This is a genomic window from Streptomyces sp. NPDC050485 (assembly GCF_044458185.1).
In the GTDB taxonomy this organism is placed as follows: domain Bacteria; phylum Actinomycetota; class Actinomycetes; order Streptomycetales; family Streptomycetaceae; genus Streptomyces.
The window spans coordinates 446,412-471,996 of sequence record NZ_JBITHR010000004.1; the positions used below are offsets into that span (position 1 = coordinate 446,412).

General features: G+C 69.4%; 26 protein-coding genes and 1 pseudogene. 13 read left to right on the forward strand and 14 right to left on the reverse strand.

Annotation, left to right across the window (positions count from 1 at the left end; all coding sequences use genetic code 11):
- The first annotated feature begins 139 nt into the window (after positions 1-139).
- Entirely contained in the window at positions 140-490 is a 351-nt protein-coding gene (locus ACIBK6_RS11270) for a peptidase inhibitor family I36 protein (RefSeq protein ID WP_399050824.1), read from the forward strand.
- Positions 491-520: 30 nt separating this feature from the next.
- Here ACIBK6_RS11270 and ACIBK6_RS11275 read toward each other — a convergent pair whose 3' ends face one another.
- The 3 genes from ACIBK6_RS11275 to ACIBK6_RS11285 all read right to left on the reverse strand — a co-directional run bounded on the left by ACIBK6_RS11275 (position 521) and on the right by ACIBK6_RS11285 (position 4,550).
- A complete protein-coding gene (locus ACIBK6_RS11275) occupies positions 521-1,912 on the reverse strand; it encodes a hypothetical protein (protein WP_399050826.1) in 1,392 nt (463 codons plus the stop codon).
- Between the two features lie 213 nt (positions 1,913-2,125).
- Complete coding sequence (locus tag ACIBK6_RS11280; RefSeq protein WP_399050827.1) at positions 2,126-3,580, reverse strand: amidase; 1,455 nt, start codon at positions 3,578-3,580, stop codon at positions 2,126-2,128.
- A gap of 139 nt (positions 3,581-3,719) precedes the next feature.
- Complete coding sequence (locus ACIBK6_RS11285) at positions 3,720-4,550, reverse strand: alpha/beta fold hydrolase (RefSeq protein WP_399050829.1); 831 nt, start codon at positions 4,548-4,550, stop codon at positions 3,720-3,722.
- Between the two features lie 271 nt (positions 4,551-4,821).
- Between ACIBK6_RS11285 and ACIBK6_RS11290 the strand changes: the two are divergent.
- Positions 4,822-5,452: pseudogene (locus ACIBK6_RS11290) on the forward strand (PhzF family phenazine biosynthesis protein).
- Between the two features lie 56 nt (positions 5,453-5,508).
- On the opposite strand, the gene ACIBK6_RS11295 reads toward ACIBK6_RS11290, so the two are convergent.
- The 4 genes from ACIBK6_RS11295 to ACIBK6_RS11310 form a co-directional block, all read right to left on the reverse strand.
- Positions 5,509-5,937 (reverse strand): tautomerase family protein, encoded by a 429-nt coding sequence (locus ACIBK6_RS11295; RefSeq protein WP_399050831.1) that lies wholly within the window; start codon positions 5,935-5,937, stop codon positions 5,509-5,511.
- Positions 5,938-6,060: 123 nt separating this feature from the next.
- Positions 6,061-6,984 (reverse strand): glutaminase, encoded by a 924-nt coding sequence (locus tag ACIBK6_RS11300; protein ID WP_399050833.1) that lies wholly within the window; start codon positions 6,982-6,984, stop codon positions 6,061-6,063.
- Between the two features lie 443 nt (positions 6,985-7,427).
- Complete coding sequence (locus tag ACIBK6_RS11305) at positions 7,428-7,706, reverse strand: hypothetical protein (protein ID WP_399050835.1); 279 nt, start codon at positions 7,704-7,706, stop codon at positions 7,428-7,430.
- A gap of 63 nt (positions 7,707-7,769) precedes the next feature.
- Complete coding sequence (locus ACIBK6_RS11310; RefSeq protein ID WP_399050837.1) at positions 7,770-8,147, reverse strand: MerR family transcriptional regulator; 378 nt, start codon at positions 8,145-8,147, stop codon at positions 7,770-7,772.
- A 101-nt stretch (positions 8,148-8,248) separates the two neighbouring features.
- Here ACIBK6_RS11310 and ACIBK6_RS11315 point away from each other — a divergent pair, with 101 nt between their 5' ends.
- Both ACIBK6_RS11315 and ACIBK6_RS11320 read left to right on the forward strand, forming a co-directional pair.
- Positions 8,249-9,037: an amidohydrolase family protein gene (locus tag ACIBK6_RS11315; protein WP_399050839.1), complete on the forward strand. Its 789-nt coding sequence runs from the start codon at positions 8,249-8,251 to the stop codon at positions 9,035-9,037.
- 195 nt (positions 9,038-9,232) lie between these two features.
- Complete coding sequence (locus ACIBK6_RS11320) at positions 9,233-10,279, forward strand: hypothetical protein (RefSeq protein ID WP_399050841.1); 1,047 nt, start codon at positions 9,233-9,235, stop codon at positions 10,277-10,279.
- 24 nt (positions 10,280-10,303) lie between these two features.
- On the opposite strand, the gene ACIBK6_RS11325 is transcribed toward ACIBK6_RS11320, so the two are convergent.
- Genes ACIBK6_RS11325 through ACIBK6_RS11340 form a run of 4 tightly spaced genes read right to left on the reverse strand, consistent with a single transcriptional unit; the run spans position 10,304 to position 14,340 of the window.
- Positions 10,304-11,086, reverse strand: coding sequence for an SDR family NAD(P)-dependent oxidoreductase (locus ACIBK6_RS11325; RefSeq protein WP_399050843.1), 783 nt, complete (start codon positions 11,084-11,086; stop codon positions 10,304-10,306).
- Positions 11,083-12,102, reverse strand: coding sequence for an ornithine carbamoyltransferase (locus tag ACIBK6_RS11330; RefSeq protein ID WP_399050845.1), 1,020 nt, complete (start codon positions 12,100-12,102; stop codon positions 11,083-11,085). The genes ACIBK6_RS11325 and ACIBK6_RS11330 overlap by 4 nt, the downstream gene beginning before the upstream one ends.
- A gap of 4 nt (positions 12,103-12,106) precedes the next feature.
- Complete coding sequence (locus tag ACIBK6_RS11335) at positions 12,107-13,537, reverse strand: APC family permease (protein ID WP_399050847.1); 1,431 nt, start codon at positions 13,535-13,537, stop codon at positions 12,107-12,109.
- The gene (locus ACIBK6_RS11340; RefSeq protein WP_399050849.1) at positions 13,534-14,340 is read right to left on the reverse strand and encodes an ArpA protein; all 807 of its coding nucleotides are present in this window, start codon (positions 14,338-14,340) and stop codon (positions 13,534-13,536) included. The genes ACIBK6_RS11335 and ACIBK6_RS11340 overlap by 4 nt, the downstream gene beginning before the upstream one ends.
- A gap of 610 nt (positions 14,341-14,950) precedes the next feature.
- On the opposite strand from ACIBK6_RS11340, the gene ACIBK6_RS11345 reads away from it, so the two are divergent.
- Positions 14,951-15,115, forward strand: a complete 165-nt coding sequence (locus ACIBK6_RS11345) for a hypothetical protein (RefSeq protein ID WP_399050851.1) — start codon at positions 14,951-14,953, stop codon at positions 15,113-15,115.
- Between the two features lie 654 nt (positions 15,116-15,769).
- Positions 15,770-16,015 carry a DUF5133 domain-containing protein gene (locus tag ACIBK6_RS11350; protein ID WP_399050853.1) on the forward strand — a complete coding sequence of 82 codons (246 nt, stop codon included), beginning with the start codon at positions 15,770-15,772 and terminating at the stop codon, positions 16,013-16,015.
- Between the two features lie 61 nt (positions 16,016-16,076).
- On the opposite strand, the gene ACIBK6_RS11355 is transcribed toward ACIBK6_RS11350, so the two are convergent.
- Entirely contained in the window at positions 16,077-16,637 is a 561-nt protein-coding gene (locus ACIBK6_RS11355) for a DinB family protein (protein WP_399051004.1), read from the reverse strand.
- Between the two features lie 362 nt (positions 16,638-16,999).
- On the opposite strand from ACIBK6_RS11355, the gene ACIBK6_RS11360 reads away from it, so the two are divergent.
- Positions 17,000-17,395 carry a nuclear transport factor 2 family protein gene (locus ACIBK6_RS11360; RefSeq protein WP_399050855.1) on the forward strand — a complete coding sequence of 132 codons (396 nt, stop codon included), beginning with the start codon at positions 17,000-17,002 and terminating at the stop codon, positions 17,393-17,395.
- 277 nt (positions 17,396-17,672) lie between these two features.
- Positions 17,673-18,128, forward strand: a complete 456-nt coding sequence (locus tag ACIBK6_RS11365) for a GNAT family N-acetyltransferase (RefSeq protein ID WP_399050857.1) — start codon at positions 17,673-17,675, stop codon at positions 18,126-18,128.
- A 125-nt stretch (positions 18,129-18,253) separates the two neighbouring features.
- Here ACIBK6_RS11365 and ACIBK6_RS11370 read toward each other — a convergent pair whose 3' ends face one another.
- Positions 18,254-19,246 (reverse strand): LLM class flavin-dependent oxidoreductase, encoded by a 993-nt coding sequence (locus ACIBK6_RS11370; RefSeq protein ID WP_399050859.1) that lies wholly within the window; start codon positions 19,244-19,246, stop codon positions 18,254-18,256.
- A 155-nt stretch (positions 19,247-19,401) separates the two neighbouring features.
- On the opposite strand from ACIBK6_RS11370, the gene ACIBK6_RS11375 reads away from it, so the two are divergent.
- Positions 19,402-20,574, forward strand: a complete 1,173-nt coding sequence (locus ACIBK6_RS11375) for an alpha/beta hydrolase family protein (RefSeq protein ID WP_399050861.1) — start codon at positions 19,402-19,404, stop codon at positions 20,572-20,574.
- 108 nt (positions 20,575-20,682) lie between these two features.
- Here the strand turns inward: ACIBK6_RS11375 and ACIBK6_RS11380 are convergent, their stop codons facing one another.
- Positions 20,683-21,432 carry a dienelactone hydrolase family protein gene (locus tag ACIBK6_RS11380; RefSeq protein ID WP_399050863.1) on the reverse strand — a complete coding sequence of 250 codons (750 nt, stop codon included), beginning with the start codon at positions 21,430-21,432 and terminating at the stop codon, positions 20,683-20,685.
- Between the two features lie 483 nt (positions 21,433-21,915).
- Between ACIBK6_RS11380 and ACIBK6_RS11385 the strand changes: the two genes are divergently transcribed.
- The 4 genes from ACIBK6_RS11385 (at position 21,916) to ACIBK6_RS11400 (ending at position 25,444) form a co-directional block, all read left to right on the forward strand.
- Positions 21,916-22,791, forward strand: coding sequence for an SMP-30/gluconolactonase/LRE family protein (locus tag ACIBK6_RS11385; protein WP_399050865.1), 876 nt, complete (start codon positions 21,916-21,918; stop codon positions 22,789-22,791).
- A gap of 216 nt (positions 22,792-23,007) precedes the next feature.
- The gene (locus tag ACIBK6_RS11390) at positions 23,008-23,421 is read left to right on the forward strand and encodes an ATP-binding protein (protein WP_399050868.1); all 414 of its coding nucleotides are present in this window, start codon (positions 23,008-23,010) and stop codon (positions 23,419-23,421) included.
- Between the two features lie 102 nt (positions 23,422-23,523).
- Complete coding sequence (locus ACIBK6_RS11395) at positions 23,524-24,342, forward strand: maleylpyruvate isomerase N-terminal domain-containing protein (protein ID WP_399050870.1); 819 nt, start codon at positions 23,524-23,526, stop codon at positions 24,340-24,342.
- Positions 24,343-24,763: 421 nt separating this feature from the next.
- Positions 24,764-25,444 carry a DUF998 domain-containing protein gene (locus ACIBK6_RS11400; RefSeq protein WP_399050872.1) on the forward strand — a complete coding sequence of 227 codons (681 nt, stop codon included), beginning with the start codon at positions 24,764-24,766 and terminating at the stop codon, positions 25,442-25,444.
- The last annotated feature ends 141 nt before the right edge of the window (positions 25,445-25,585 follow it).

Sequence of the window (25,585 nt, forward strand, 5' to 3'; positions counted from 1 at the left end):
CTGTCCGGGAACCGGGCCGGTTTCCTTGTTTCCTGTTCTCAGGGGCAACGGGAAACCGGTCGACCCGGCTGCGCACCGGTCGCCAGACTCCTGGCATCGGGGCGCAACCGTCGCCACCGGTTCAACGAGGAGGATTCCCATGAAGCTGCGATTCTGGTCCTTGGCCGGTGCTCTTTCGCTGACCGCCGTGCTCATGCCCGTCTCGAACGCGGTGGCGGCCCCGGCCGCGCCGTCCTGTACGGACGGGTCGATCTGCTTCTACACCGGGGCCCGCTACGACGGCCAGAGCTGGGAATGGGTCGCCAAGAACGGCTACCACGACATGCCGGCCGCGTTCCACGACAACGTCGGGTCGTTCGTGTCGAGCGCCGACGGCTGCTTCATCAACTGGGACCCCAAGGAGACCCGGCCCGTGCACAAGGGCGACAGCCGGATCGACTACACCAGCGACTTCGGCGGACGCATCGACGGCGTGGGCCAGGTCTGCTGATCCCTCATGCACGGGGTTTCAGCGGGCGGTCTACCGCTGGGCGTGTCCGCCGGCGAGTGACCACTCGCGGTTGAGTGTGCCCAGCGGGATCCGGTGCTCGATGACGGGTGTTCCGAACAGGGAGAGCTGGAAGTGGAGTTGGCCGCTCAGGTCGAAGCCGCCGTACAGCGCCCAGGAGCCGGTCACCGACGCCTTGCCGTCGCTTGACGCCTCCGCCTTGGCGTCGGCCTCGCCGCGCAGGTAGGGGGCGAAGTCGGCGCTCACACCGACGGCTCCGTACAGTCCGACGGAGGCTTCCGCGCCGAGGGCGCCCTTGACGCGTCCGGCGGCGGTGACGCTCGCCTTCACCGGGGTGCTGTGCACGGCCGAGGTGCTGACCGGGGCCCAGCCCTTGCCCGAGACGTAGCTGCCGCCGACCCGGAAGTCGCCCTTGACGTCCTGCTGGACATCGAGGGTGACCTGGCCGTCGGCCTCCACCTGGACGTAGCAGGTCAGGTCGAGGTTGACCACGACGGGCACCGGGCCCACCTGGATGACGGGAGCGGTGTGCAGTGCGGCGAACGGGATCCGCTTGGGCGCACCGGTGCTGGCGGCGGCGCGTCCCTTGAGCGCCCACTGCGAGGACCAGTCGCCGCTCATCCCGAGGAAGGCGGACTTCAGGCCGAGCCCGCCGCCGGTGCTGCCGTCGTACGAGAACTCCACCTCGGGGGCCAGCTGGACGAAGCCGGACACCGATGCCGCGGCCGAAGCGGGAGCGTCCTTGGCGGTGTCCACCGAGGCGTTCACGTCGAGCCGCAGGTTGCCGAGGGGCAGCTTCGCGCCATGGGGTCCGAACTGTACGCCCTGGCTCTTCGCCCAGGAGAAGGTGACGCCCTTCATCAGGGGCACGACCGTGACCGAGGACGGGTCGACCGGCACCTTGCCGTCGGCCTTGTCGTCCTTGAGGACGGAGGCCAGTGTCGTGGAAGCGGTCTTCACCTCGGTGCCGCGGTCCGTCTTGCCGACGACCTCGGTGACCTTCGCGAGCAGTCCGTTGGGGGCGCCGGGCGCCGGGGCGCTGGCGATGATGTCGCCGACGGTGACGGGCTTGTCGGCCGCGGGGGAGTGGCTCGGCGAAGGAGAGTGCCCTTGCGGGGCGGTCGATATGACGGCCCGTTGGCTCGCCTTGTCGTAGGAGGCGACCTTCAGCGAGGACTTCTCGGGCTGGCCCTTGCCGGTACGAGTGCGGGCCAGCGGCGTCGGCGCGGACGACCCCAGCGGCGCGGCGGCCACGTCGAGCCGCTGTGTGCTGTCGTTCGACGCGGTGGTGGTGGAACTTCCCACCTCGGCGGCGCCGGTGTGCGTCGTCGAGGAGCAGCCGGTGGCGGCGAGCGCCACCGCGGTGAGACCAGGGATCAGGAGGCGTCTGGTGAGCGTGCGCACGTAGGTGTGACCTTCGGGTTGGGGGAGGGGGCATTACCGACGGGTAACGTGAAGGTTGATCATGCCATGTGTGCGCGACGTGAGTCACCTTGAGATCCCCAACTCGCCTGTGCGGTAGGACGGTTGAATCTTTCACTTACGAGAGGGCCTACGGGAGCGCCCGGTCCGGGGCATCGCCGGGCAGCTCCCTCCGGATTCACCCGCTGGTCTTCGTCAGTCAGGCCGGTGAGCGGGAGTGGCGGGCGCGGTGCGCCGCCACGGGCGCAGCTCCTCCAACTGAGCCACCACATCAAGGAGTTGGTGTTCCGATCCGGAGCGCCCGACGAGCTGGACGGAGCCGGGCAGCCCGGTGGGCAGGGAGCCGAATGGCATCGCGAGAGCGGGCAGGCCGGAGAGGTTCCACGGTGGTGTCATCGGGGAGCAGGCGGTGTTGACCAGCACATTGGCCAGCCAGCCGCGTTGGTGCCAGGGGTCGGCGGCCGGGCCGCGGCGGGCCAGCGCGGGGGTGAGCAGCACGTCGTACTCCGCGAAGAACGGCTCAAGGCGCTCGTTCAGCGCGGCCTGGTGGTCCGTGCGCAGCATGCCGAGCCGCCCCGCGAACCGGCCGACGGCCGCGTGGCGCCGGGTGCGTGCCATGAGCAATCGCGGGTCGAGCCCCTCGGCGTCCTGCGCGGTGCCTCCCGTCCAGCGGGCGAGGATGACCGCTCCGAACGAGAGGGGGTAGGGGGGATGCGCGGTCGCCACATGGTGGCCCGCCTCGGCGAGGGTACGGGCGGCCTGGCGGGCGAGCGCCGCGTACGGCCCGCTGACGCGGACCCCCGCGATCGGGCTGCGCGTGGAGAAGGCGATCTTGAGGGGGTGCGGTTGGTGGGCGGGGCTCGTGCGGCCGACCCGGGACTTGCCGGAGCCGGAGTCTGCGTCAGACTCGGCGGGTTCGGTGGCCGGGGCGGCCTCGTCGACCACTCCACCGGTCGAATGGTCGCCCGCCAGCACCGAGAACATCAGCCGGGCGTCGGCCGAGGTCGTGGCCAGCGGGCCGTTCTCCGACATCCCGAACCAGGCGCCGCCGAGGTCGACGGGCACCCGCCCGGTGCCCGGCTTGAGACCGATGAGGCCGCAGTGGGCGGCGGGTATGCGCAGGGAGCCCATGCCGTCGTTGCCGAGCGCGATCGGCACGAGGCCCGCCGCCACGGCGGCGGCACTGCCCCCGGACGAGCCGCCCGCCGTACGCGCCGGGTCCCAGGGGTTGCGGGAGATGCCGTGCACCCCGTCCGTGGTGCCGAACACACACAACTCCGGTACGTGGGTGAGCCCCACCACCACCGCTCCGGCCGCCCTGAGCCGTGCGACGGTGACATGGTCGTCGTCGGCCGGCGCGGCCGGGGTGGCCGCCGAGCCGTGGCGGGTGGTCTCCCCGCGTACCGGCAGATTGTCCTTGACGGCCACGGGCACGCCGGCGAGCGGCAGCCGGGACAGATCCGCTCGCGCGCCGACCGCCTCCGCCTCCTCCAGCGCGGCGGCGGCACGCACCACGCGGAACGCGCCGATCCGCCCGTCCTCGGCGGCGATCCTGGCGAGGTGGTCGGCGACCACTTCCCTGGGCGTGACCACTTTGCGGCGGACCGCGTCGGCGATCTCGGTGGCGGTCCGGCCTGCCCACTTGGTCACGGTGGCTCCTCGGCACTGCTGGCTCGGTCACGAAACACGGGAGGCCACTGTGTATGACCCACATGTGTTCTGTCGACACCCGTGGATCTTCACCGGGGCGCGCGTGGCCGCATCTTGCAGCGAGCGGTCCGGATCCGCATCAGCGGGCGGTGAACTCCCGCAGATCGGCGTTGAGTTGCTCGGCGTGGGTCACGTACAGGCCGTGCCCCCCGTTCTCGTACACCTTGAAGGTGCTGCCGGGGATGAGGGCGGCGGCGCGGCGGCCCGTGAGGTCGATGGGCGCGGAGGCGTCCTTGTCGCCGTGGATCACCAGCGTGGGGACGTCGATCTTCCGTACTTCGGGGGCCATCTCCAGGGTCTCGAAGTTGGTCTGGACGGCGGTCGCGGCACGGGCCGTGGCGCCGTGGCAGTCCTGGATCACCTTCTGGACATACGCGGCGGAGACGTCGTTGCCGGGCAGACCGAGGGCGAAGTAGGCGTCGGCACCGCTCACGAAGAACTCGGCGCGGTCCCTGCGGAACGTCTCCTTGGCCGCCGCGATCACCTCGGCGGGCAGCCCGTCGGGATTGTCGTCGCTCCGCACGATGCCCGGTGCCATGCCGCCGACCAGAGCGAGCCGGGCCACCCGCCCGCTGCCGTGCCGGGTCAGGTACCGCACCGCCTCGGCGGTGCCGAGGGAGTGCCCGATGAGGGTGACGTCGTGCAGGTCCAGGTGGTCGAGGAGCGAGCCCAGGTCGTCGGCGAGCGTGTCGAGGTCGTAACCGCCCCAGACATCCTCCGACTTGCCGTGGCCGCGCCGGTCGAGGCCTATGCAGCGGTAGCCCTCGGAGGCGAGGGGGAGCATCTGGAGCTCCCACATCTCGGTACCGAAGTAGGAGCTGTTGACGAACACCAGCGTGGCGCCGTCGGCCGGACCGTAGTCGATGAAGTGGAGCTTGGTTCCGTCGGTTGAACTGGTGAAGTACGGCATGAGACTCTCCCCGCCCTGTGGTGTGACCGACCGCTGTGTGCGGCGTGCACCTACTGTGGCCCGCGCCGCGGGGCAGGCGCGATTACGTCCGGGGTAATTCCGGGGCGATGGGGTCCGCGTGGGGGGTCGGTGCGCGTGTGGGGGCCTCGCCGCGTTTCCCCACCGGCTCACCGGAGCCCGGGGCCGGTGGCAGGCGGTGGCCCCCGAAGCCAGTCCACTCGCCACGAGTTGGACTTGGCGGTACGTCAGGTCGCGTCACTACATTCTCGGCATGCGCTTTCACGTGGTCGACGCCTTCACCGATCGTCCGTTCTCCGGGAACCCGGCGGGTGTGTGTCTCCTGCACGCGGGGGAGTGGCCGGAAGATGGCTGGATGCAGCGGGTCGCGGCCGAGATGAACCACTCGGAGACGGCGTTCGCCCTCCCGCTGCCCGCCGCGAGGCCGACTGGGCCATCCGCTGGTTCACCCCGCTCGTCGAAGCCAAGCTGTGCGGCCACGCCACCCTGGCCACGGCGCACGTACTGCGCACTGAACGGGGGCTCGGCGGCACGCTCCGGTTCCGCAGCCGGGAGTACGGCGTCCTGGTCACGCACTCCGATGAGGAAGGCGGCATCACCCTGGACTTCCCGGCCGCACCCGGTACCCAAGTCCCCATCCCTGAGGGCCTGTTGGACGCTCTGGCCGTCAAGCCCGAGGCGACGTTCCGTGCCGACGCGCTCGGCGATCTGCTTGCAGTCACACGGTGCCCGCCCCCTACTGGTCGGCGCGCCTCGGCCGCGTCCGCCTCACCGGCCTCCAGGCCTCCGCGCGCACGGGCCTGATCCGTACCGCGCTGCACGGCGACCGCGTCCACCTCACGGGGAACGCCGTTACGGTCCTGGACGGGACCCTGCACGCGTAATTCGCTCTGCGGAGCAGGGCCCCGCGTGCCTGGTTTCGCTGGGCAGTTGAGGCCTGCTAACTGACGGGAGCCGTTGACGAGAGCGGGTTGGCCGTATCGGGGGACGGGGCGTACTGTGCTGCTCCGTTGCCGAGGGACCAGTCGATCGACTCGTTCTCGGTCACGGTGACGAACACGTTCCGCGGTTGGGTGCCCGCGTACGCGTGGGCGAGTTCGGCGATCCGACGGTAGAGCGCCTGCTTCTGCGCGGGCGTCCGCCCGGAGCGCATGGTGATCGCTACGTACACGATGCCGTGGTCGCGGTGGACTCCGAGGTAGTCGTCGTAGCGCAGTGTGCTGCTGGTGCCGTCATGGCCGACCAGGACTTGGAACCGGTCGTCGGGCGGGATGCCGATCGTCTCGACCAGGGCGTCATGCACGGCGCGGCCGAGCGCGTCGAGGCGTTCACTGTCGGCCCCCAGCGCGTCTATGCGGACAAACGGCATGTCAGGTCCCCTCTCGGATTCAGCTGCCCGGTGAGCATGACTGTACATACTAGTAGGTACAGGATGGTCGTGCCAGGTTGTTGCTCGGCGGCGCGTTCTGACCCTGTCCGTGTTCTGGCCGGGTCAGAACACGGACAGGCCCGTCAGGGTGGTGAAGCGGTCCAGGGCCGCGACGCCGGCCACCGAGTTGCCGCGTTCGTCGAGGCCGGGGCTCCATACGCACAGGGTGCAGCGGCCGGGCACGACGGCGATGATGCCGCCGCCGACTCCGCTCTTGCCGGGCAGGCCCACGCGATGGGCGAAGTCGCCCGCGGCATCGTAGGTGCCGCAGGTCAGCATGACCGCGTTGATCTGCTTGGCCTGGCTGCGGGTGAGCAGCGACGAGCCGTCGGCACGTATCCCGTGGCGGGCCAGGAATCCGGCGGCGCGCGCCAGGTCGGCGCAGGACGCCTCCAGCGAGCACTGGCGGATGTACTGGTCGAGGAGGTGCGGGACCGGGGTGGTGATGTTCCCGTACGACGCCATGAAATGGGCCAGCGCGGCGTTGCGGTCGCTGTGTGCGGCCTCGGAAGTGGCGACCTGCTCGTTGAAGGTGAGGCGTGGGTTGCCGGACTCGCTGCGCAGGAAGTCGCGCAGGGTGTCGGCGGCGTCGCCGGTCAGGGTGTGGAGGCGGTCGGTGACGACCAGGGCACCCGCGTTGATGAACGGGTTCCGCGGGATCCCGGCCTCGTACTCCAGCTGCACCAGGGAATTGAAGGGGTTGCCGGAAGGCTCGCGGCCGACGTGCTCCCACAGGGCCTCGCCTTCCCTGGAGAGGCAGAGCGCGAGGGTGAAGACCTTGGTGATGGACTGGGTGGAGAAGGGCTGCTGCCAGTCGCCGACCCCGTACACCGTCCCGTCGAGTTCGGCGACGGCCATCCCGAAGCGCTGCGGGTCGGCCGAGGCGAGGACCGGGATGTAGTCGGCCGGGCGGCCGCGGCCCGGCGTGGCCGCGATTTCGGTGGCGATGCGGTCCAGGACCGACTGAAAGGACGAGGACACGCTCAACTTGCTCCGGCTCCGTGCGGTGCTGCGACGGAGATACCCTACGACAGCGAGCGGCCCGGCGGCCTGCGGGCGGTGGTGCGGCGCCGACACGTGAGGTGCCGCGCCGCCAACTGGGGCAGCGTTCGAATTCGGATGCCTGTCAGGTTCCGATCCGGCTAGGGTGAACTCGTCCAGGTGCGCAGGCAGCGGTTACTTCTTTGGTTGAGCGCCCTCGGGCGTCCGGGTTCGAGCCCCGAACACCGCACGCCGTCCTGATCTCTGGACGCTGACCCGGCCCCCGCTGTTCGCTGAACGGCGGGCAAGTTCGGCGGCGCCTCCCCCCGGGGCGGGTCGGAGACATCGCCGCGCATACCGCGCCCTGGGTTCCGGGTCTGACTCCGGTTCGGGTGCCGGCTCAGGCGACGGGTAGCGGCGGCCGGTACGAGGGCCGACTCGGCCGACGTTCAACCACGGCGGAACAGATCCCCCATGTCTTCCCACGTCCAGTCGCCAGGAGGCGGCGTGACCCGGCGGCGTGGGGGCACTTCGCGGTCCGCGGCCAGCCAGTCGCGTTCGACGGCGTCGTAGATCGGGGTGTCGGACGCCGGCCAGTACGCCGTGGAGGATGGCACGTGTCCGCTCGGCATCGGCGGCGCGAGGATCGTCTGCTCCATGAGCTGGCCAACGACCCGGCGGCGCCAGGTGTGGCGGGACGTGACCCTTTCGTCATCCTGCTCGTGCACTGGGCCGTGCGGTGCGGAAGTCCGCAGCGTCGCCCTCCCTGCCGCGGCCCCGGCCGGCCCGCACTACCCCCCGGACCCACCGGCCCCGGACGACGCTTGTTCCGTCGCGGCGATCGTCCGGAGCAGGGTCTGCCTGGCCGTGGTGAGCTGGGCCGATCGCTGGTCCAGGGCGTGCAACTGCTCCTGCAGGGCGCCCAGCACGCCAGGGCATGGCAGCACGTCGGCATTGGCGGACGTACAGGGGAGCACCTGGCGGATGACCCGGGTCGGCAAGCCCGCCGCGAGCAGCGCTCGAATGCGTACGACGGTCTCCTCGGCGGCCACGTCGTACGTGCGGTAGCCGTTGGGCCGCCGTTGCGGGGTGAGCAGTCCGACCCGCTCGTAGTAGCGCAGCAGGCGCTCACTGGTCCCGGTCCGCTCGGCCAACTCACCGATGAGCACGCCCTTTGGGTCCTTTCGCGCTTGACCTTCCAACAGTGTCAAGCAGCAACAGTGAGCGGGTCGGCCGCATTCCCGCGGTCTCCGGCACGAGAGGACGAACGATGATCATCGATGCCCACAGCCATGTTCACGACCCGGTGGAAGGCCACCTCGCGCTCCTGGACGAGGCAGGCGTGGACCGTGCGGTCCTCCTCGCCACCCGGCCCCACCCGGAGCGGGCCACCGACCTGGAATCCGTACGCCAGGAGATGAGCGTTCTGGACAGGGCCCTGACAGGGCAGGCCACCGGCGGCGACGGCTACCGCGCCGCGTGGCGGGAGCTCGACGAGGCGTTGGCGTCCCATCCTGATCGATTCATCGGATTCGGCTCTGTGCGGCTGGACCTCTCCGAGGAACAGATCGCCGTCGCGGTCGATCGGGATGTGGTGGGGCGCGGGCTGCGGGGCATCGGCGAACTCACCCCGCCTCCCGGCCAAGCCGCCCGGCTCGACCCGGTGCTCCGGGCGGCCCACGACCACGGCGGACTGCCCGTCGTCGTGCACGGCTTTGCCCCGACCACGGCCGAGGACCTGCACACGCTGTCCGGGCTGGCCGCCCGCTACCCCACGGTCCCGCTGATCGTGAGCCAACTCGGCGGGCTCAACTGGATGACGGCCATCGAAGTCGTGCGGGACACACCCAACATGTACCTGGAACTCTCCACGGCCCCGGTGGTGTTCGCCGTCAGGCTGGCCATCCGCGAACTCCCCGAGCGCACCGTGTTCGGTTCGGACGCACCCTATGGCGACCCCGTACTCGCCCGCACCACCGTCGAACGCGCCACCGTACCGGGGGAGTTGCGCGACCTCGTGCTCGGCGGAACCCTGGGGCAGCTCCTCGGTATCGCCTGAGGAGCGACGGCGGGACGCTCACGAGACGCGGAGCAGACGGCGTGGCCCTATCGGACACCCAACCGCCTTGCCCTGGGGGACACCCGACGGCATTGCCCGATCGGACATCCAGGGCTGCCCCCACGCACCTCGCCGGAGGTGCCCACACACATGTATGCAGGAAGTTCACACCCTGCTCACTGGAAGGGCTCCTCCGTGCGGACGCAAGACAACGGCAAGACGGGCTACGAGAAAAGGCCCAGCCGCGCCCCGGCCGCGAGGACGGGACCGTCGACCGAGTGGCAGGGACCGGGCGCGCCGTCGGCGCAGGGGCTCCGCGCGTTCCAGGGCGCCGCGGGCAACGCCGCCGCCGTGCAGATGCTGCGCCGGTCCGGTCACGCATGGGCCCAGGAGCAGCACCAGCATGGTGCCGGATGCGGCCATCAGCAGAACGAGCAGCCCCAGGTGCAGCGGGTCATGGCCGGCCCCGCTCCCGTGCAACGGACCGCCACCGCCGACAGTGACAGCGCTGCGCCGACGGCATCGGAGCCGACCCTTCAACGGGCCACCGGCCAGGGGTCGATGGAGATGGACCTCGACCCGCCGGACTTCTCGGATGCCGAAGAGATCGACGACGGGGGCTACGACTCGGAGGCCTTCGAAGAGGACTACCAACAGTTCATGGCCACGCGGGACCAACTCCCGCGTGACACCACGACGAACCCCCAGCCGGCGGCGGGGTTCGGCAAGAGCACGTACGGCATTCACCCCAGCAAGGTGAAGACGCTGCGCCAAGACAGGAAGAAGGGGCGCCCGGCCCCAGAGTTGCGCTACCGGCAGGACAACCACCTCCTCTACCGCTGGGACAAGCGGGCGCCCGGCGAGATCCTCGGCAGCGGGTTCGCCCCGTGGAACGAGAAACTGCCGCCCAGCCTCCGGCACTACCAGAAGCTCCTGCAGAAGACCGGCTTCGTCAGCACCACCCGTTCCGAGGGCGGCTATGTGCCCGAATGGGCCCGGCAGACGGACGGCAGCGGCTACCGCTACGTGATCAACGCTCCCGGCGGCATCGACCTGGTGGACACCCTGGGAACCACCTCCTTCGTGCAGCAGCAGGAAGTCATCTTCTGGAAGGGCATCCGGCCCGAGTTCATCCTCCGTGTGGAGAAGTGCAACGCCAAGGGCGAGCTGATCGAGGTCATCCACAACAACGGGGGAGCGCCGCAGCAGCCGCAGCAGGGAGATGCCATGGACATCGACTAGCTGACACCGGCTGCGGTACGCCATCTACAAGGTGCCCCCGCCGTCCACCGTGAGGACCGCACCGGTGACGAAAGACGCTTCGTCGCTGAGCAGGAACCTCACGGCGTCGGCGATTTCCCGCGGCTCCCCGATCCGCCCCAAGGGACGGTCGGCCGCCTCCGCGTAGAACTCGGCTACCGGGCGGCCGAGTTGGCGGGCCTCGCGTTCGAGCATCGCGGTCCGCACGTCTCCCGGCGCCACGCAATTGGCCCGGATGCCCTCCGGGGCATGGTCCAGAGCCATGGCCTGGGTCAGCATGACGACGCCCGCCTTGGCCGCGCAGTACGCTGCCGCGCGACGTCCCGCACGCAGTCCCCAGCCGGAGGCGATCGTGACGATCGCGCCCCCGCCGGCGCCCGCCAGATGGGGAATCGCGGCCCGGCAGGTCAGGAAGACCGAGTCCAGGTTGTCCTCGAAGGTGGCGCGCCAGTCGGCGGGTGTCAGTTCCGTGACGTCGCCGCGCCGGATGCTGCCCGCGACCGTGCAGAGCCCGTGTAGTGCGCCGAAGCGATCGACAACGGATGTGACCAGCCGGTCGACGTCCTCGGGCCGGGACAGATCGCAGGCGAACGGCTCGGCCCGGCCGCCCGACGACCGTACCTCCAGGGCGACTTCCCGGGCGGATTCGGGGTCCCGGTCCGCCACCACGAGCGTGGTGCGGTGGTCGGCGAGCCGCCGGCAGACAGCCGCACCGATACCTCCGGCACCTCCCGTCACGAGCACCACCCGGCTGGCCTCCGAGCCGCCTGTGCCATCCTGCTCGCTCATCGCCGCGCCCCCTCGTCTTCGGCGGTTCGGGCCGGGCCGTCCGCTCGTGCGGCGGAGCCCAGCACCATGGCGAGCAGCGCCTTCTGGGCGTGCAGACGATTCTCGGCCTGCTCGAAGATCAGCGACCGGGGCCCGTCCTTGACCTCGGCGTCCATCTCCTCGCCCCGGTTGCTCGGCATGCAGTCCAGGAACGGCGCGCCGGGCGCGGCCAGCGCCATGAGCGGCTCGGTGACCCGCCAGCGGTCGGCCAGCCGGGTCCTTGCCTGCCACTCGTGCTGACCGGTCAGCTGGAGGGATTTCCAGCTCTGTACGTATACGGCGTCGGCGCCCCGCACCGCCTCGGCCATGTCGTCGCAGAAGTCGAGCCGCGCCCCGGATGCGGCGGCCAGGGCGTGCGCCTGCTTGACGTACCGCTCGTCGAGATCGAAGCCGGGCGGATGCGCGAACGTGACGTGATGGCCGAGCAGCGCGGCGGCCAGCAACGAGGAGTGCAGCACTCCCGGGGTCTTCTGCCGGGAGGAGTACGCCCAGGTGTAGACGACCCGGCGCTGCGGCAGTCCGTCGCCGAACCTCTCGCGCAGGGTCAGAAGATCGGCCAGCACCTGGCAGGGGTGCTCCTCGTCGTCCAGGGCGTTGATGACCGGGATGGACGCATGCTCGGCCATGGTGCGCAGCCGGCGGTGTCCCGCCCCGTAGTCGGCCATGTCGTACCAGCGGACCACCAGGGCGCTGAGGTAGCGGCTCAGCACACCGGCCGTGTCCTCGATGGTCTCGTTGTTGGCCAGCCGCAGTTCTTCCGGGCCGTAGGTGTAGCTGCGCCCGCCCAGTTGGGCCGCGGCCACCTGGAAGGACACCCGGGTGCGTGTGGAGGGCACATGGAAGAGGAGCCCCAAGTCCGTTCCGGTGAGGTGGGGATGGGTGTCCTCACGGCGTTTCATGCGCAGGGCGAGCGTGAGCAGGGCGTGCAACTCGTCGCCGGAGAAATCCGTCATGCCGAGTATGTGGCGGCCAAACATGGCGTCACCTCTCTCGTGGGTCGTGATCCGGGCGGTGATGCGGGTTGCGATGGTGGTTGTGCTGGGGCTCCCCTTCGAGCGATGCGGTGCTGCTGGGTGGGCTTGGCGCGTTGGACGGTGCGGGTCGGGAAGCCGCGTCGGACAGGGGTGTTGGGCACCGTCCGGTCCGCTCCCGCCGTGTCAGCCACGCCTCGATGAGCAGGGCCGCGGCGAACATGGCGGCCGCGTAGCCGATGCTGATGCCCATGAACGGCAGCATCAGCACGGTGACCGCCGTCACCAGGTAGTTCGTCCAGCGCATCGGTCCGGTGCGGACGAGGCGGACGGCGGACACGAAGGCGAGGAGGAAGACCAGGAGGTAGGCGGCCGAGGACGCCTTGATGAGGACCGACTCGTTGGAGTCCGTCACCACCAGGAGGCCAACGGTGAGGCTGTAGCCGGGGACCAGGGCGAGCACGGCCCGCGTTGGTGTGCCGGTGCGGGGCGAAATGCGACTCAGGCCCCGGGGGACGATGCCTTCGCGCGCCAGCGCGAACACGACCCTGGAGGTGCCCAGGCACCAGGCGTTGGTGGTGAGGACGAGCAGGACGGCCGCCACGAGATAGCCGGCGGTGGCGTGGTCGGTGCCGGTGGCGATTCTCAGGAGCCGGGTGAAGCCGGTGAGCCCCTCCTCCGTGTTCTGGTCCGAGGGCAGGGTGAGGGCCACGGTCAGCGCCATGGCGAAGTAGAGGACCCCCACCACGCAGACCGCGCAGAGGATGCCGCGTGGAAAGGCCCGGGCGGGATCACGTACTTCTTCCGCGATGGGCGCGGCGTTCTCCCACCCGATGAAGCCGAAGAAGCAGATCAGCAGGCAGTCGCCGAAGACGGCCCAGCCGTGCGGGGCGACCGGATGGAGGCTCGCCGCGTCGCCCTGGGGAAGCGCCAGGACGATGACCGCACACAGCACCCCCGTGACGACCACCAGCACGGCGAGCTGGACGCGCCCGCTCACCTTGACGCCCAGCAGGTTCAACGCGATGCAGCCGAGGATGACCAGGCCGCCGGTACCCAGGGACGCCTGGTTGGAGGCGCCCGGAGCCAGCGCGGCCAGGAGGTAGCGGCCGGCGATCAGTCCGAGTACGGGATTGGCCGCAAGGAGCGTCATCAGGAGGTAGAGGGCGGCCACCCGGCCCGGGCGTCGGCCGAAGGCCGCCTCGACGAACTGCGCGACTCCCTTGCTCGTGGGGTGGAGCGTCGAGAGCTTGGCGAAGACGAGCGCGAACGGATAGCTGTACAGGATCAGGACGCCCCAGGCCAGCAGCGACAGCGGCCCCGCCGTGGTCCACGCCAGAACCGGGATCACCAGCAGGCCGACGCCGAGCACGGAGGTCAGGTAATGGACGACGAGCCCGGGGACTCCGATGTGCCGCCGCAGGCCGAGGTCGTCAGTCAAGAACTCTCCCGTCCCGTTCCGCGGGGGATGGTGTCCCGGACCATGGGTTCGGCCCACAGGGCGTCCATGGTTTCGTGGGACATGGGCTTGGCCAGGTCACGCCGCGCGGCATAGCCCATGTTCACGATGAGCCGCCTGCCTCCGGTCACCGGATACACGCGGTGCAGGGTGGTGTCGGACCGGAGGAAGTAGAGGTCTCCCGGGTGGAGTTCGACGGAGTGGATGGGGCGTGACACGAAGTGCCGGTGCAATTGGGGATCTTCCTTGTCCCACTCCGTACGCGGTACGCACTGGACGAAACCGCCCCTCTCCAGCGGCGGGCAGTCGATCACCCACACGAGGGCGAAGCTGTAGTCGTCCCAATGCCAGCCATGGGTGTCGCCGGTCTGCGTCAGCTCGGTAATGACGAATTGCTCAGGGGGATAGGGGCACTTCAGTACTTCCTCTCCCGCCACCGCGGCCAGGGCCTCCCGGAGCCCGGTGGAGGAGTACAGGCGGGGGAGGATCCGCCCGTGCTCGGCGATCTCGGCGCGGCGCACGTTGTGCATGCGCCGCGGTGTGCCGCCGGTCTCGGCGAACGCTCCGTCCCGTCGCACGGCGTGCCGGGCGATGAGGGCCTCGGTCTCCTCCGCCACGTACTTCTTGACGTCCGGCGGAGCGAGGAATCCGGTCTTCGCAAATCCCTGCGTCAGAAATTCCGTGCGGGCCCGTTGCAGGCGGAGCGGCACCACATCATGGACAAGGTGCTGTTCCAGGGTGCCGACGACACTGTCGGCAAGTGCTGTGCTTTCTTCGATCGTCATGGCAATTCCGTTCCCCGATCTTTCCGGCGCTGCCACCATCGTGTTCCGGCCGAATCGCTCGCACGTTTCCCCGTCCGATGGCCGTTAACCAGTGAACAGTGCCGTACTCCAAGCGAGCAGGCGGCAGGACGGAATCCCGCCACCGGAAAATGGCTCAGCTTCGGCCAACCGAATCCATGGCGGAGAGACGGGCATGCCGTTTCGTTGACGGTCACGGCCGTTCTGTCGCGGATATCCGATGAATATCCGGACGAATAATGGGGGCCGTAGCCAGGACGTGTCGGAACCGGACACCTCGCGTCCTCGAATCATGTGTTCCGGCTGCAAGTTGAGGCGATCCCTCCATCGCGGGGAGGGTGTCCAGGCCGGATGGTCGCCCCGGACTTGGCGCACTCTGGCCGGGTGCCGACGGTGCCGGGGCGCGCGCCGGGGCAGCCGTGGTGGTCCTTTCGCGGTCGGCCTGCGGTACGCGCACGGCCGGTTCGCCACCCGGGACGGCGCAGCTCGGCGCCGAGAAGCTGGGGTTCGTACGGTACGCCGACAGCGTGCAATGGCCCGCAGCCGACAACGAGGGCTACGTCCCGCCGGGGGAGGGCCTGCGGGGCTCCTCGTGCCGCAGGGCAACTGCGCGCTCGGAGTGGGGACTTACCAGAACGGCTACGCGAGCGTGCCCGTCAACTGGTCCGGCAACACGGACTGCACCCGGCTCACCCTGAATCCCGTGTCCGGTGTCGTCCAACTCCGCGACCGGAACGGGCCGACGCTGCGCAGGTGATCGCGGTCGGCGGCTGCTCCTCGAACGCGCTCACCACCGAAGCCACCGGCACGTTGTTGGTCCGGCACTCCGTCGACGACGGCGCGCACTGGACGGCGACCACGGTGAACGGCCTGCCGACGGGCACGGTCGGGCGACGGCACCCCGACCGGATGGCGGCGCGGCGAGCTCGGCTGCCGTGCCCGGCCACCCGCCGCCGTGACGACTCTCCCGAACGGGACGGTGGTCATCGTCGGCAACCAGGACCTGTGGCTGCGGCACTGACAGGATGTGTGGACCGCCCACAGATTTCGACCCTGGCCGGTGCACGTGCCGGCTTCGCGGCGCCCGCACCGGGTGCGTCTCGGCCCGAGCGCGGGGCCTGGCGGGTTGGTGGCGCGTGCGGGCGGTAACGCAGCGTGATTCTTTGCGGTGCGTGGGGTGCAGGGTGGGGGGACGATGGGAGGGGCTGGCGAGCCTGTGTTCCGGATGACCTGAGGTACGCCCTCCGGAGCTGGGCAGACGGTCGGTGACAGGCTCTGCGTCATGTGCGGGGTTCTGCACCTCCGGCTCTTCCTGCGGAGCGCGGCCACCATGTGTGTGCGGCAAACGTGGTGCCGACAAACATGTCTCTCGGCTCCACGTCCTTTCCTTCCCTCGCTTCTGGAGCAGGCAATGCTGTCCCCGCACTGGTACGTCGTCCATCAACTGCTCGTCGTGCTGCGCACCCGCGAACGCAGAGCAGCTCAGTCGCCGTCGGATCCCGGTGCCCGGCAGGCGCGCGACGACGCGGCCTACACACTGTGCATCCTGATGGGGGAGCGAGCGGTCCCGGCCGCTGTGGAGGCAGCCGAACGCTACCTCGCGCGATATCGCCGGGCGACGTTGCCACCGGCCACGATCGCGAAGGACCATCGGTGATCTTGACCGCCCCAGGAAATCATCGGCGGCGAGGCCGGGCCGGCGCCTTGCAGGCTGGCGGTCAGTGATTTCGTACTCGGTAGAGGTCGCGTGGCAGGGCGATCTCGGCGCCGTGATGCAGCACTTCCTGGTTGACCCACCAGACGATCTCGATCAGGGGCTCGTCGGGGTCGCTGCCGTACGGGTAAGTGCAGTATCCGATCGTGTTGAGCGCTGTGTCATCGGCACCGAGCAGCGTGGCTCGCCATGCCTTGGCGCCGGAGTCGAACGCCGCGATCGCGCCGGCCGCGTCGCCGTGAAAGCGGTACTCGTCGCGCGTCCGGGCGTGGCTGCCGCTCGTGTGGTCGGCGCGCAGCGCCAGCATCTCGCTGAGATGGCCCAGTCGCCAGGCGATGGTGGTGAACGGCGGCGGTGTGGGGTGGGGGTTCGGTGCGGAGTCGCGTCCCCAGTCACCCGCACCGACCAGGAGGGTCGCCCGGCTTCCCGGGCCGTCCGAACGCCGTCGGATCGACCAGCAGCCGGGCACCGGCTCCCAGAGGTGCTCCGCGTCGGTCATGGGCCCGACCTCGACGTCCGTACCGTTGCCACTGTCCACGACCGGCCCTGTCATGCGGTCGGCCAGACGCCTGCACGCGAAGTCGAACTACTCCAGCAACGGGGCCAGGCGTGTTGGTGTCGGCATCGAACACTCCGGGGCGGGTTGGTGGGCATCCGACGCGGGTCTGCCGGGCCGGCTCGATCTGCTGGCCTTCAACCTGCCACAGCCGGAACGATGCGGCGCGACATTTTCAACTGGCGGTTCCTGAGGGGCACTTGAGTACCGGATCGGTCGGTCAAGGGAGGTGCTGAGAACGGCTTGTGGATGGCCACAGGACCTGACGCCAGGCTTTACGCCAGAGGTAATCGTCTCGGCCTGCCTGCGTAGGCAGGATTGGCGATCTCCGCGCGTCGCGCAGGACGCGGGCCAGGGCGGAGAGATCAGCCATGTCCATAGCCACATCCACGAACACGCGCACTGTGGTTGAGGAGTTGCTGCGCAGGATCGGCGAAGGTGACGCCGAGCGCATAGCTGAGCTGTATGCCGAGCAGGGTGATGGGCAGCTCGACTGGCCGGAGGGCGAGCACGGCCGGACTGCCACGCCGTGGATCCGCCATCGGTCCACCCGAGCCGACACGGCCGCCCACTATCGCGAACTTGCCGAGCACCACGTGCCGGAGCGCGCGGAGACTGAGGTCGAGCGCATCCTCATCGACGGAAACGACGCGATCGTGCTCGGCAAGATCCGCCAGACCGCCCGGCTCACCGGACGTGCGTATCGCGCCCGGTTCGCTCTGCGTCTCACCGTCGAAGGCGGCCTTGTCACCCGGCACCATGTCTAGGAGGACATCTACCACGCCGAGGACCGCGAGCACGCGGCTATGGCCGTCCCGCGTTCGCCAAGCAGTACGGCGCACGCTTCGAACGAGGACACCTCGTCAAACGGCTGAGGCCCACGCAGCCTGAACAGCCCCAACCAACCTGCAAGTATTTACTGCGGGTAGCTCGCTGCGGGATGGCACACTCGTCGAACACCCGAACATCATCCGCTCCCGGAGCAGCCATGGGGACATGGCACAGCACCTGCGGCGCCGAGAGCCGCGAAGAAGGGCGAGCAAAATGAAGATCACGGTGGACGACCTGTCCGGCTCGGAGATCGCCAGGTTCCTCAACGAGCACGTCCAGCAGATGCGGTCCATCACGCCAGTGGAGAGCAAACACGCCCTCGACCTCGACGAGCTTCGCAAGCCCGAGGTCACGTTCTGGTCGATCGTGGACGGTGACACCGTGGTGGGCTGCGGTGCGATCAAGAGGCTGGACGCGGGGCATGCAGAACTGAAGTCGATGCGCACCACGCCGACGCGCAAGCGAAGCGGGATCGCATCCCGACTGCTGGAACACATCGTCACCGAGGCCCGGGCCATGGGCTTCACACGGCTGAGCCTGGAGACCGGCGCAGCCGAGTTCTTCCTGCCCGCCAGGAGACTCTACGGGAAGTTCGGGTTCATCCAGTGCGAGCCGTTCGCGGACTACCGACCCGACCCGAACAGTACGTTCATGACGAAGGCTCTCTAAAGGATCTCCATCCACAGGTCTTGACTATTACTGGTCCAGCGGCGACAGGCGCCGGCAGCGGGTATTCACGTCGAGAGGTGGAAGAAGCCCTTGACGGAGTGGACAGGCTCGGCCTTCGGGCGGACTCAGTTCCCCGGCGCCGTCGGCTGACCGGTGTGCTGTTTGACCAGTTCGTACGAGCGCAGGCGGTCGGCCAAGGCATGGACCGGTGTGACCAGCATGAGTTCGTCCGCTCCGGTGGTGGCTGCGAGTTCTGTGAGGCGTCGTACTACCAACTCGGGGGTGCCATGGGCCTGGTGGGCGCCGAACGCGGCCAGCGCCTGCTGTTCTTCGGCGCTGAACGGGTGCGCGGAAGCCTCTTCGACCGACGGGAAGGGGATGTCGCTCTGTCCCTTGAGGAGCCCGGCCTTGATGACGTTCATCGGCCCCGCCAGCCGCACCGCTTCCTCTTGTGTCTCGGCGCATACGGTTTCGACGCAGACCAGCACACGGGGGCGCTCACACCATCGGGAGGGGGAGAAGTGGGCGCGGTAGTGGTCGAGTGCGGCGAGGGTGTTGTCGGGCCGGATGTGATGGGCGAAGGCGATCGGCAGGCCGAGCTCAGCGGCGAGCGCGGCACCGGCCGTGCTGGACGACAGCAGCCACGGCTCGGGGAGCGGCCCGAGCGCGACCTCGTCCACCAGGAACCGCAGCGTCGATGCCACGTCCTCCCGGTACTCGTCGTCCGTCGTCGGTCCCGCCCCACGACGCAGGGCCCGTGCGGTCGACTCGTCGAAGGTGCCCGGACCGCGGCCGATGCCGATGTCGATCCGGTCGGGGTGCAGCGCGGCGAGCGTCCCGAACTGCTCCGCCAGCATGATCGGGGCGTGGTTGGGGGCGAGTACACCCCCTGAGCCCAGGCGGATGGCTGACGTTGATGCCGCTGCGTGGGCGGTCAGGACGACGGGAGGGAAGGCCCCGATGGCGGGGGAGTGGTGGTGCTCGGCGTACCAGAGGCGTCGATAGCCGAGGTCATCGAGCCGACGGGCGAACTCGGTGGTGTCCCGCAACGTGTCCACGGCGCGGGTGCCGGTCTGGACCATGGCGACTTCCAGCGCGGAGAGTGGCAGAGCGATCATGTGCCAAGGATAGAGAGCGTGCCCGTTGCCCCACGTGGCCGGTGCCTCGGGGACCGTCATCCTTGAAGGTGACCCGTCATCAACTCCGTGGGCGACCATGACGTACCTCCATAGGGCGATGCCCAGTCCCATGTCCGCGGCCTAGCGTCTCCGGCATGGACAGAACCCGTTCCACTGCCTTGGTCACGGTGTGCCTGCTCGCGCTGTCGCTGCCGGTCACCGGCGCGACTCCGGCGTTCGCCGCGCCCGCACCCGCAGTTACCACCACCGCTCCTCACCCCACCGCCTCGGACGCGGCCCAGGTCTCGGCCGAGCTGCCCCGCCCGACAGGCCCCCATGCCGTGGGCCGCAGCATCCTTCACCTCGTCGACGAGCACCGCCAGGACCCTTGGGTACCGACGGCAGGGGCACGGCAGTTGATGGTGTCGATGTACTACCCCGCGCGTCCCAACACCGGTGGTCCCGCGCCCTATATGACGGACGACGAAGCACGGCTCCTGCTCCAGGGGAAGGCACCGGGTTCTCCGCCGAGCGACAAGCTCAGCGCCGTCCGCACCTGGGCCCACACCGACGCCACCCCGGTGCACGGCAAGTTCCCCCTGGTCGTCCTTTCCCCCGGCTTCACCATGCCGAGGGCCACGATCAGCGGGCTGGCCGAGGACCTGGCCAGCCGTGGATATGTCGTCGCCCTGGTCGACCACACCTATGAGTCAACGGGGACGACCTTCCCCGACGGGCGGACACTGCCCTGCGCCATCTGCGACAACCCGCCGGACCCGGGAGTCATCGTGGAGAGCCGGACCAAGGATGTCTCCTTCGTGCTCGACCAGTTGACCGGACGTCATCCGGTATGGCGCCACGCCCACTTGATCGACGCGGGGCGCATCGCCATGGCCGGTCATTCCATCGGCGGGGCCGCCAGCGCGGCGACGATGGCCGTCGACCACCGGGTACGAGCCGGGATCAACCTGGATGGCAGGTTCTTCGTCCCGGTGCCCGACACCGGCCTCAGTGGCCGCCCCTTCCTGATGTTCGGCGAGCAGTCCAGTGACCAGGACAAGACCTGGAACGACACCTGGTCCCACCTGAACGGCTGGAAGCGCTGGTTGTCGGTCGCCGGTTCCAACCACGGCACGTTCACCGACCTGCCCCTCCTCGCCGCGCTGGCTGACGTCCCCTTCCCGAGCGGGCCTTCCCCGCAGCGTTCGGAAGAGATCACCCGGACGTACGTCGCGGCCTTCCTCGACCTGCACTTGAAGGGAATCCCACAGCCCCTGCTCGACGGCCCCTCCCCGGCCAACCCGGAGGTCACCGTCCGCCTGCCCTGACGCCCGAGCCTGCGACGCCGGTGGCCGCGTGCCCGTAGCGCCCCGCGCTTTCCCTGGCCGCATCCTGCTCCGCGCGCGGACTCCCGGCCTGGTGAGACGCTCAGTGGTTCAGGCCTGGCGGGGCACTTGGCCCAGCGCTTTCAGGACCCGCTCCCATGCGTCTGCCGCCGCCTCGGCGTCGTAGCTCTCCGGCCGGTCCTCGCACAGGAATCCGTGCGCGGCCTGCGGGTAGTCGACCAGTTCATGGCTGACGTCGGCCTGGTCGAGACGTTGTCCCAGCCGTCGCCACTCGTCGGCGGAGATCAGGAAGTCCTGCCCGCCGACCAGGCCCAGCACCATGGTGCCGTGTCCGGAGATGGCGTCGGCACCGGCCGGGGACAGCGGCGGTTCGGGCTCGGCCAGTGGGATCAGGCCGTCCAGCGTCCAGCCGCCGTAACAGCTGACGACCAGATCCAGCGGCATCCGGGTGGCAGCCAGCAGTCCGAAGTGGCCGCCGAGGGAGAACCCGACGAAGGCCCGGCCTCCGGTGGCTCCGCTCCCGGCACCCACCGCCAGCGCGGCAGCGGTGTCCGCGGCGACCTGCTCCGGGGTCAGCCCGCCCACCAGCTGAAATCCCGCCTTGCGGCCTGCCTCGTCATAACCGAGCTCAGCACGCCGTACCTCGCGCCAGTAGAAGTCCGGGGCCACGGCCAGATACCCGGCGCCGGCCAGTCGCTCGCACATCTTCTTCACCCATGACGTGACGCCGAACAACTCCATGCCCACCACCACCGTCGCCGTCGGGCTCCTGTCCTCGGGCGCGGCGAGATAGACGTCCGGACCTTCCGGCAGACGCCTCCAACCAGCGGAAACAGGCACGATATTCGGCATGGGACCCCCAGGACAAGCACGGAGAGGAAGCGCGGCAGCACATCTCGGCCACCGCGGCGGACAGGCTACGCCGCCTGCCTTCCGAGAACGACCCCGACCCGCGCGACACCGATATCTGACGCTTCGTCAGACTCTCGGGGTGGGCTGGGCTGGGCTCCGCGAAATGGGGCGACGTGATCCCGCCGCTCGTCATGAGGAGGCGGGATCGGATGCTGAGCCCATGGGTCGGCACTGCGAACTCACCTCGGACGGCTGGGAGTTGCTGGGGCATGTGTGTCGGCAGGGGAGGGGATGGCGCAGGGGGATCCTGAAGCCGATACTTCGCTGGGTAGTTCGCCGGGCAGACCGCCCGATCGTGGAGGGGAACCGATGAAGACGAAGCTGAGCAGGCTGCTTCACACCGCCTTACACGGGCGCCGCCACACCCTCGTGGCGGCGTTTATGTTGGCCGCAGCCACTGGTGGCGCGCTCGTGCCTGCCCCCGCTTACGCGGCACCGGCCTGCGACGCCACGGTTTCGGCGCCGCCGGTCCAGGTGGCGCACATACCCGATTGGGTCGAGTCGATCGTCGTCGACAGGCGGGGCCGGATGTTCGCCACCGCGTACTTCACCGGCCGTGTCTACCGCATGGACGCGCCGGGCAGCACTCCCGTCTCCCTCACCGGGAATGTCGGTGCTAACGGGGGGATCGTCGTCCGCGACGACGGTCAACTCCTCGTGGGCACCGGCAATGATCTTGTGCACTCCCTCAGCGGAGACGTGCTTCCGATATCGAGGCTCCTGCTGGTGGATCCGGAATCCGGCCAGGTCACCACGTACGCCTCGGGCCTCGGTGGCATCGATGGCGTGGCTCTCGCCCCCGACGGCACCGTGTACACCACGACTCTGGGCGGCCGGAACATAGGCCGCGTCACGCCGGACGGCCGGGTCGAACCGGCGTGGGCCCAGGTGCCCCAGCCCAACGGCGTTGCCGTTTCCCCGGACGGGAAGCAGGTCTACGTCATCCAGACCACCATCGCCCCCGGCCTGTACCGCATTCCTGTCGACGACCCGTCGCACCCGCGGCGCTGGATCTCCGCAGCCCCCTCCGACGCCCTTGCCTTTCCGGACGGGCTCACCCTCGACAGGCGTGGACGCCCGCTGATCGCCACCCACGCGGCAGGGCAGATCTGGCGGGCCGAGGGCGGAAGCCTCTGCGCCGTGGAGTCCGGAATGTACCTCTCCACCCAGATCACGTACGGACACGGCGACCGCGGATTCTCGGCGGGGAAGCTCTACCGGTCGGGTGTCGACGGAAAGATCTACGAAGTCCCCGCCGGTGCGGAACCGTCGGCAGGTCAGTTCTGAGGTCCCGATTCCGTACCGCGCCGGACGGGCCGGACGCACCGGACGGTCTTTGACGGGCTCGCGGCCTCGATGGGTGAGTTCATGGCGGTCATATCGGAGCCAAGGGGGCAAATTGCCTTATCGGGCGACCGTGCGTTTTGGGGCACGTTTCCGCCGGGCAGGCGAGCACCTTAAGGTGCGCTGTGCGCTGTGTGAATTCCGGACGAGGTGACCTGTGTGCAGTACGGCAACGTGAGGGAGAACGCCGAGAGGGACTGGCTGGTGGAGGTGGTGTGCCGCCCGAGGCTGGCCGCCGAGGCGCGCCAGGCCGTCGCTGCTTTCCTCGCTGGGCCGTGCCCCGACGTTGACACGGACGCCGGGCAGGTTCTGGTGCTCGTGGTGTCGGAGCTGGTCACCAACGCACTCAGGCACGCGGGCGGCGTAGCGGCAATGACGTTGCTGGCCGACCGGGACACCCTGCGCGTCATCGTCGAGGATCCCAGCCCGGTCCTGCCCCAGGAGCGCCGCCCGGACCTCAGCGGCTACGAGGGCGGCTTCGGATGGCCCATGGTCCAGCTCCTGTCCCGAAGCGTCAGCGTCAGACCCCGGCCGGGCGGCGGCAAGGAGATCGAAGCAGTCCTCGATCGGTGATCGGTGGCTGGTGGCTGGCGGTCGGTGGCGGGTGACGGGTGACTGGCCAGGATGCGGTCGCAGGTCGGGCGACCGGTCTGGTATTGCGGGTGGACATTGCGGATGGCATGCAAGGTTTGGAATCTGGTCCTTCGGGATACTGCAAGCCCCGTGGTTGCATCCCGAGTCAATGACATCCTCCCGGAGTGGGAGGCGTTCGCGCACGCCGTAAAGGTCCGTCGCCCATACAGCGGCACATGGTGCGAGGCATGGACGGTTCGCGATGTGCTGATTCACCAGACGGGCAACGCCGAGGAGCTGGCACGTGTCCTCGCCGCACACCTGGCAGGCGAGCCGGTCGAGACCAGGGGCTTCGACCGTGAGGACCCGTACCGCGTGCTGTCCGACTCCGAACTGTGGTCGGCGTTCACCACGCGGTGCGAACAGCTCACCGAGGTGACCGAGACGGCCGCGCGCGATGTGCCGCCGGAGACCACGGTGATGTGGACCGGCCGCCCCGTGACGGCGGCGTTCTTCGCCGAACACATGCGGGAAGAGCTGGTCTTGCACCGTTGGGATCTGACCGGGGACGACAGCACCGCGGTGGAGTCACTGGCCGCACCATGGATGACGCAGCACAGCGTGATCTCCGTTGGTCGGCCACTGCTGGCCCGGGGTTCGGCAGGTTTGGAGCTCGGTCCTGGCGGCCGGTTCGAAGGCCGACTGCGGACGCCGGGGACCGACGACGTCCTGATCGCCGCCGACGCGGACGGCACCCGCATCGACTTTGCCGTCCCTGAGGGGCCGGCCACCATCGAGAGCGACGCGGCCGTACGCACATTGCTCCTGTGGGGACGACGCCCCGCAGACCCGGCCCGCTGGCACAGTGACGCAGGGCCAGACGCGCTCCGAGCGCTGCGAACACTGCTCAGCGGTTACTAGCGGTTACTAAGGGACGGGATGCTGCGTACTGGGCTCGGTGTTCATCGTCCGGGTCCCGCCGAACTGACCGAGCCAGTCGTCGCGGACGGCGGCATGCCTCGTTGAAGGCGACTCGTAGCCGGCGGAGAACGCCGTCGGAACCCCCTCGGCCACTCCCGGCCGCCCTCGACCACCGGCGCGTCGCCGTCCCGCAGCCCCCGTCTCGTCGGCGTATCAGGCATCCCGTCAGCCACAACAGCCGCTCCTGCGGCGGCACTTCAAGGACAAGTGGCCGCAGTTCCGTGCAGCCCCCGGGGGTCGTGCCGCGCGTGCCGCCACGTGGGGTCTGCCCCACCCTGTTGCGGTGGCTTGCCGGAGTGTCTGCGGGGGATGCCGCGTGATCCGCTGCTGGCACAGGAAACGTGCGAACGAAGGTGGATGGTTGAAAACTCGGATCGGGTACTCCGCATGGGTCTTGGGTGTGGTGCAGTTCTTCGTGGTCCACGGGGTCGTCGAGTCCGCCTGGACGAGACCGTACAGTTGGGCGCGGAACAACATCAGCGACTTGGGCAACGCCCACTGCGCGATGCAGTCGCAACCCGAACCGCGCTACATCTGCTCGCCCGAACACAACCTCATGAACGCCTCGTCCATCGCCCTGGGAACGCTGCTTGTCATCGGCGTCGTCCTCACCGATGCCCTGTGGCGACGGGGCGCTTCTGCGACGGTGGCCCGCCTTCTGCTGGGCGGTGCCGGTGCGGGATTCGTGCTCGCGGGGCTGGCCCCCTCGGATGTCGGCGAGAACCAGCACGTGCTGGGCGCCCTGCTCATCATGGGGGTCGGCAACATCGGTCTTCTGCTGGCTGGAGCCGGACTGGCGGACGGCGTTCCGGGCCCACTGCGCTGGGTGACCGGCCTGCTGGGAATCACGGCGCTCTGTGCCTTCGGGCTCTTCCTGTCTCGTTACTACCTCGGACTCGGTATGGGAGGCATGGAGCGGGTCGCGGCGTTTCCCATCCTGGCGTGGACGCTGGCTGTCGGCGTCCACGGCCTGCTCCGCCAAGGCCCCCGTACGCAGGAGGCGATGCCGTCGGCTCCGGGAGGGAGGGCCACGGAACTTTGAGACACTCACATGGCCGGTCGTGCTCGCATTCCCGCTTCACGTTTGCTGCTGTCCATCAACTCCCTTACATATGTGGCAAGTTGGACCTGGACGACCACCGCGACGCGGGTACGCCGTCTGGCCGAGTGGGCCGCCGTGCCC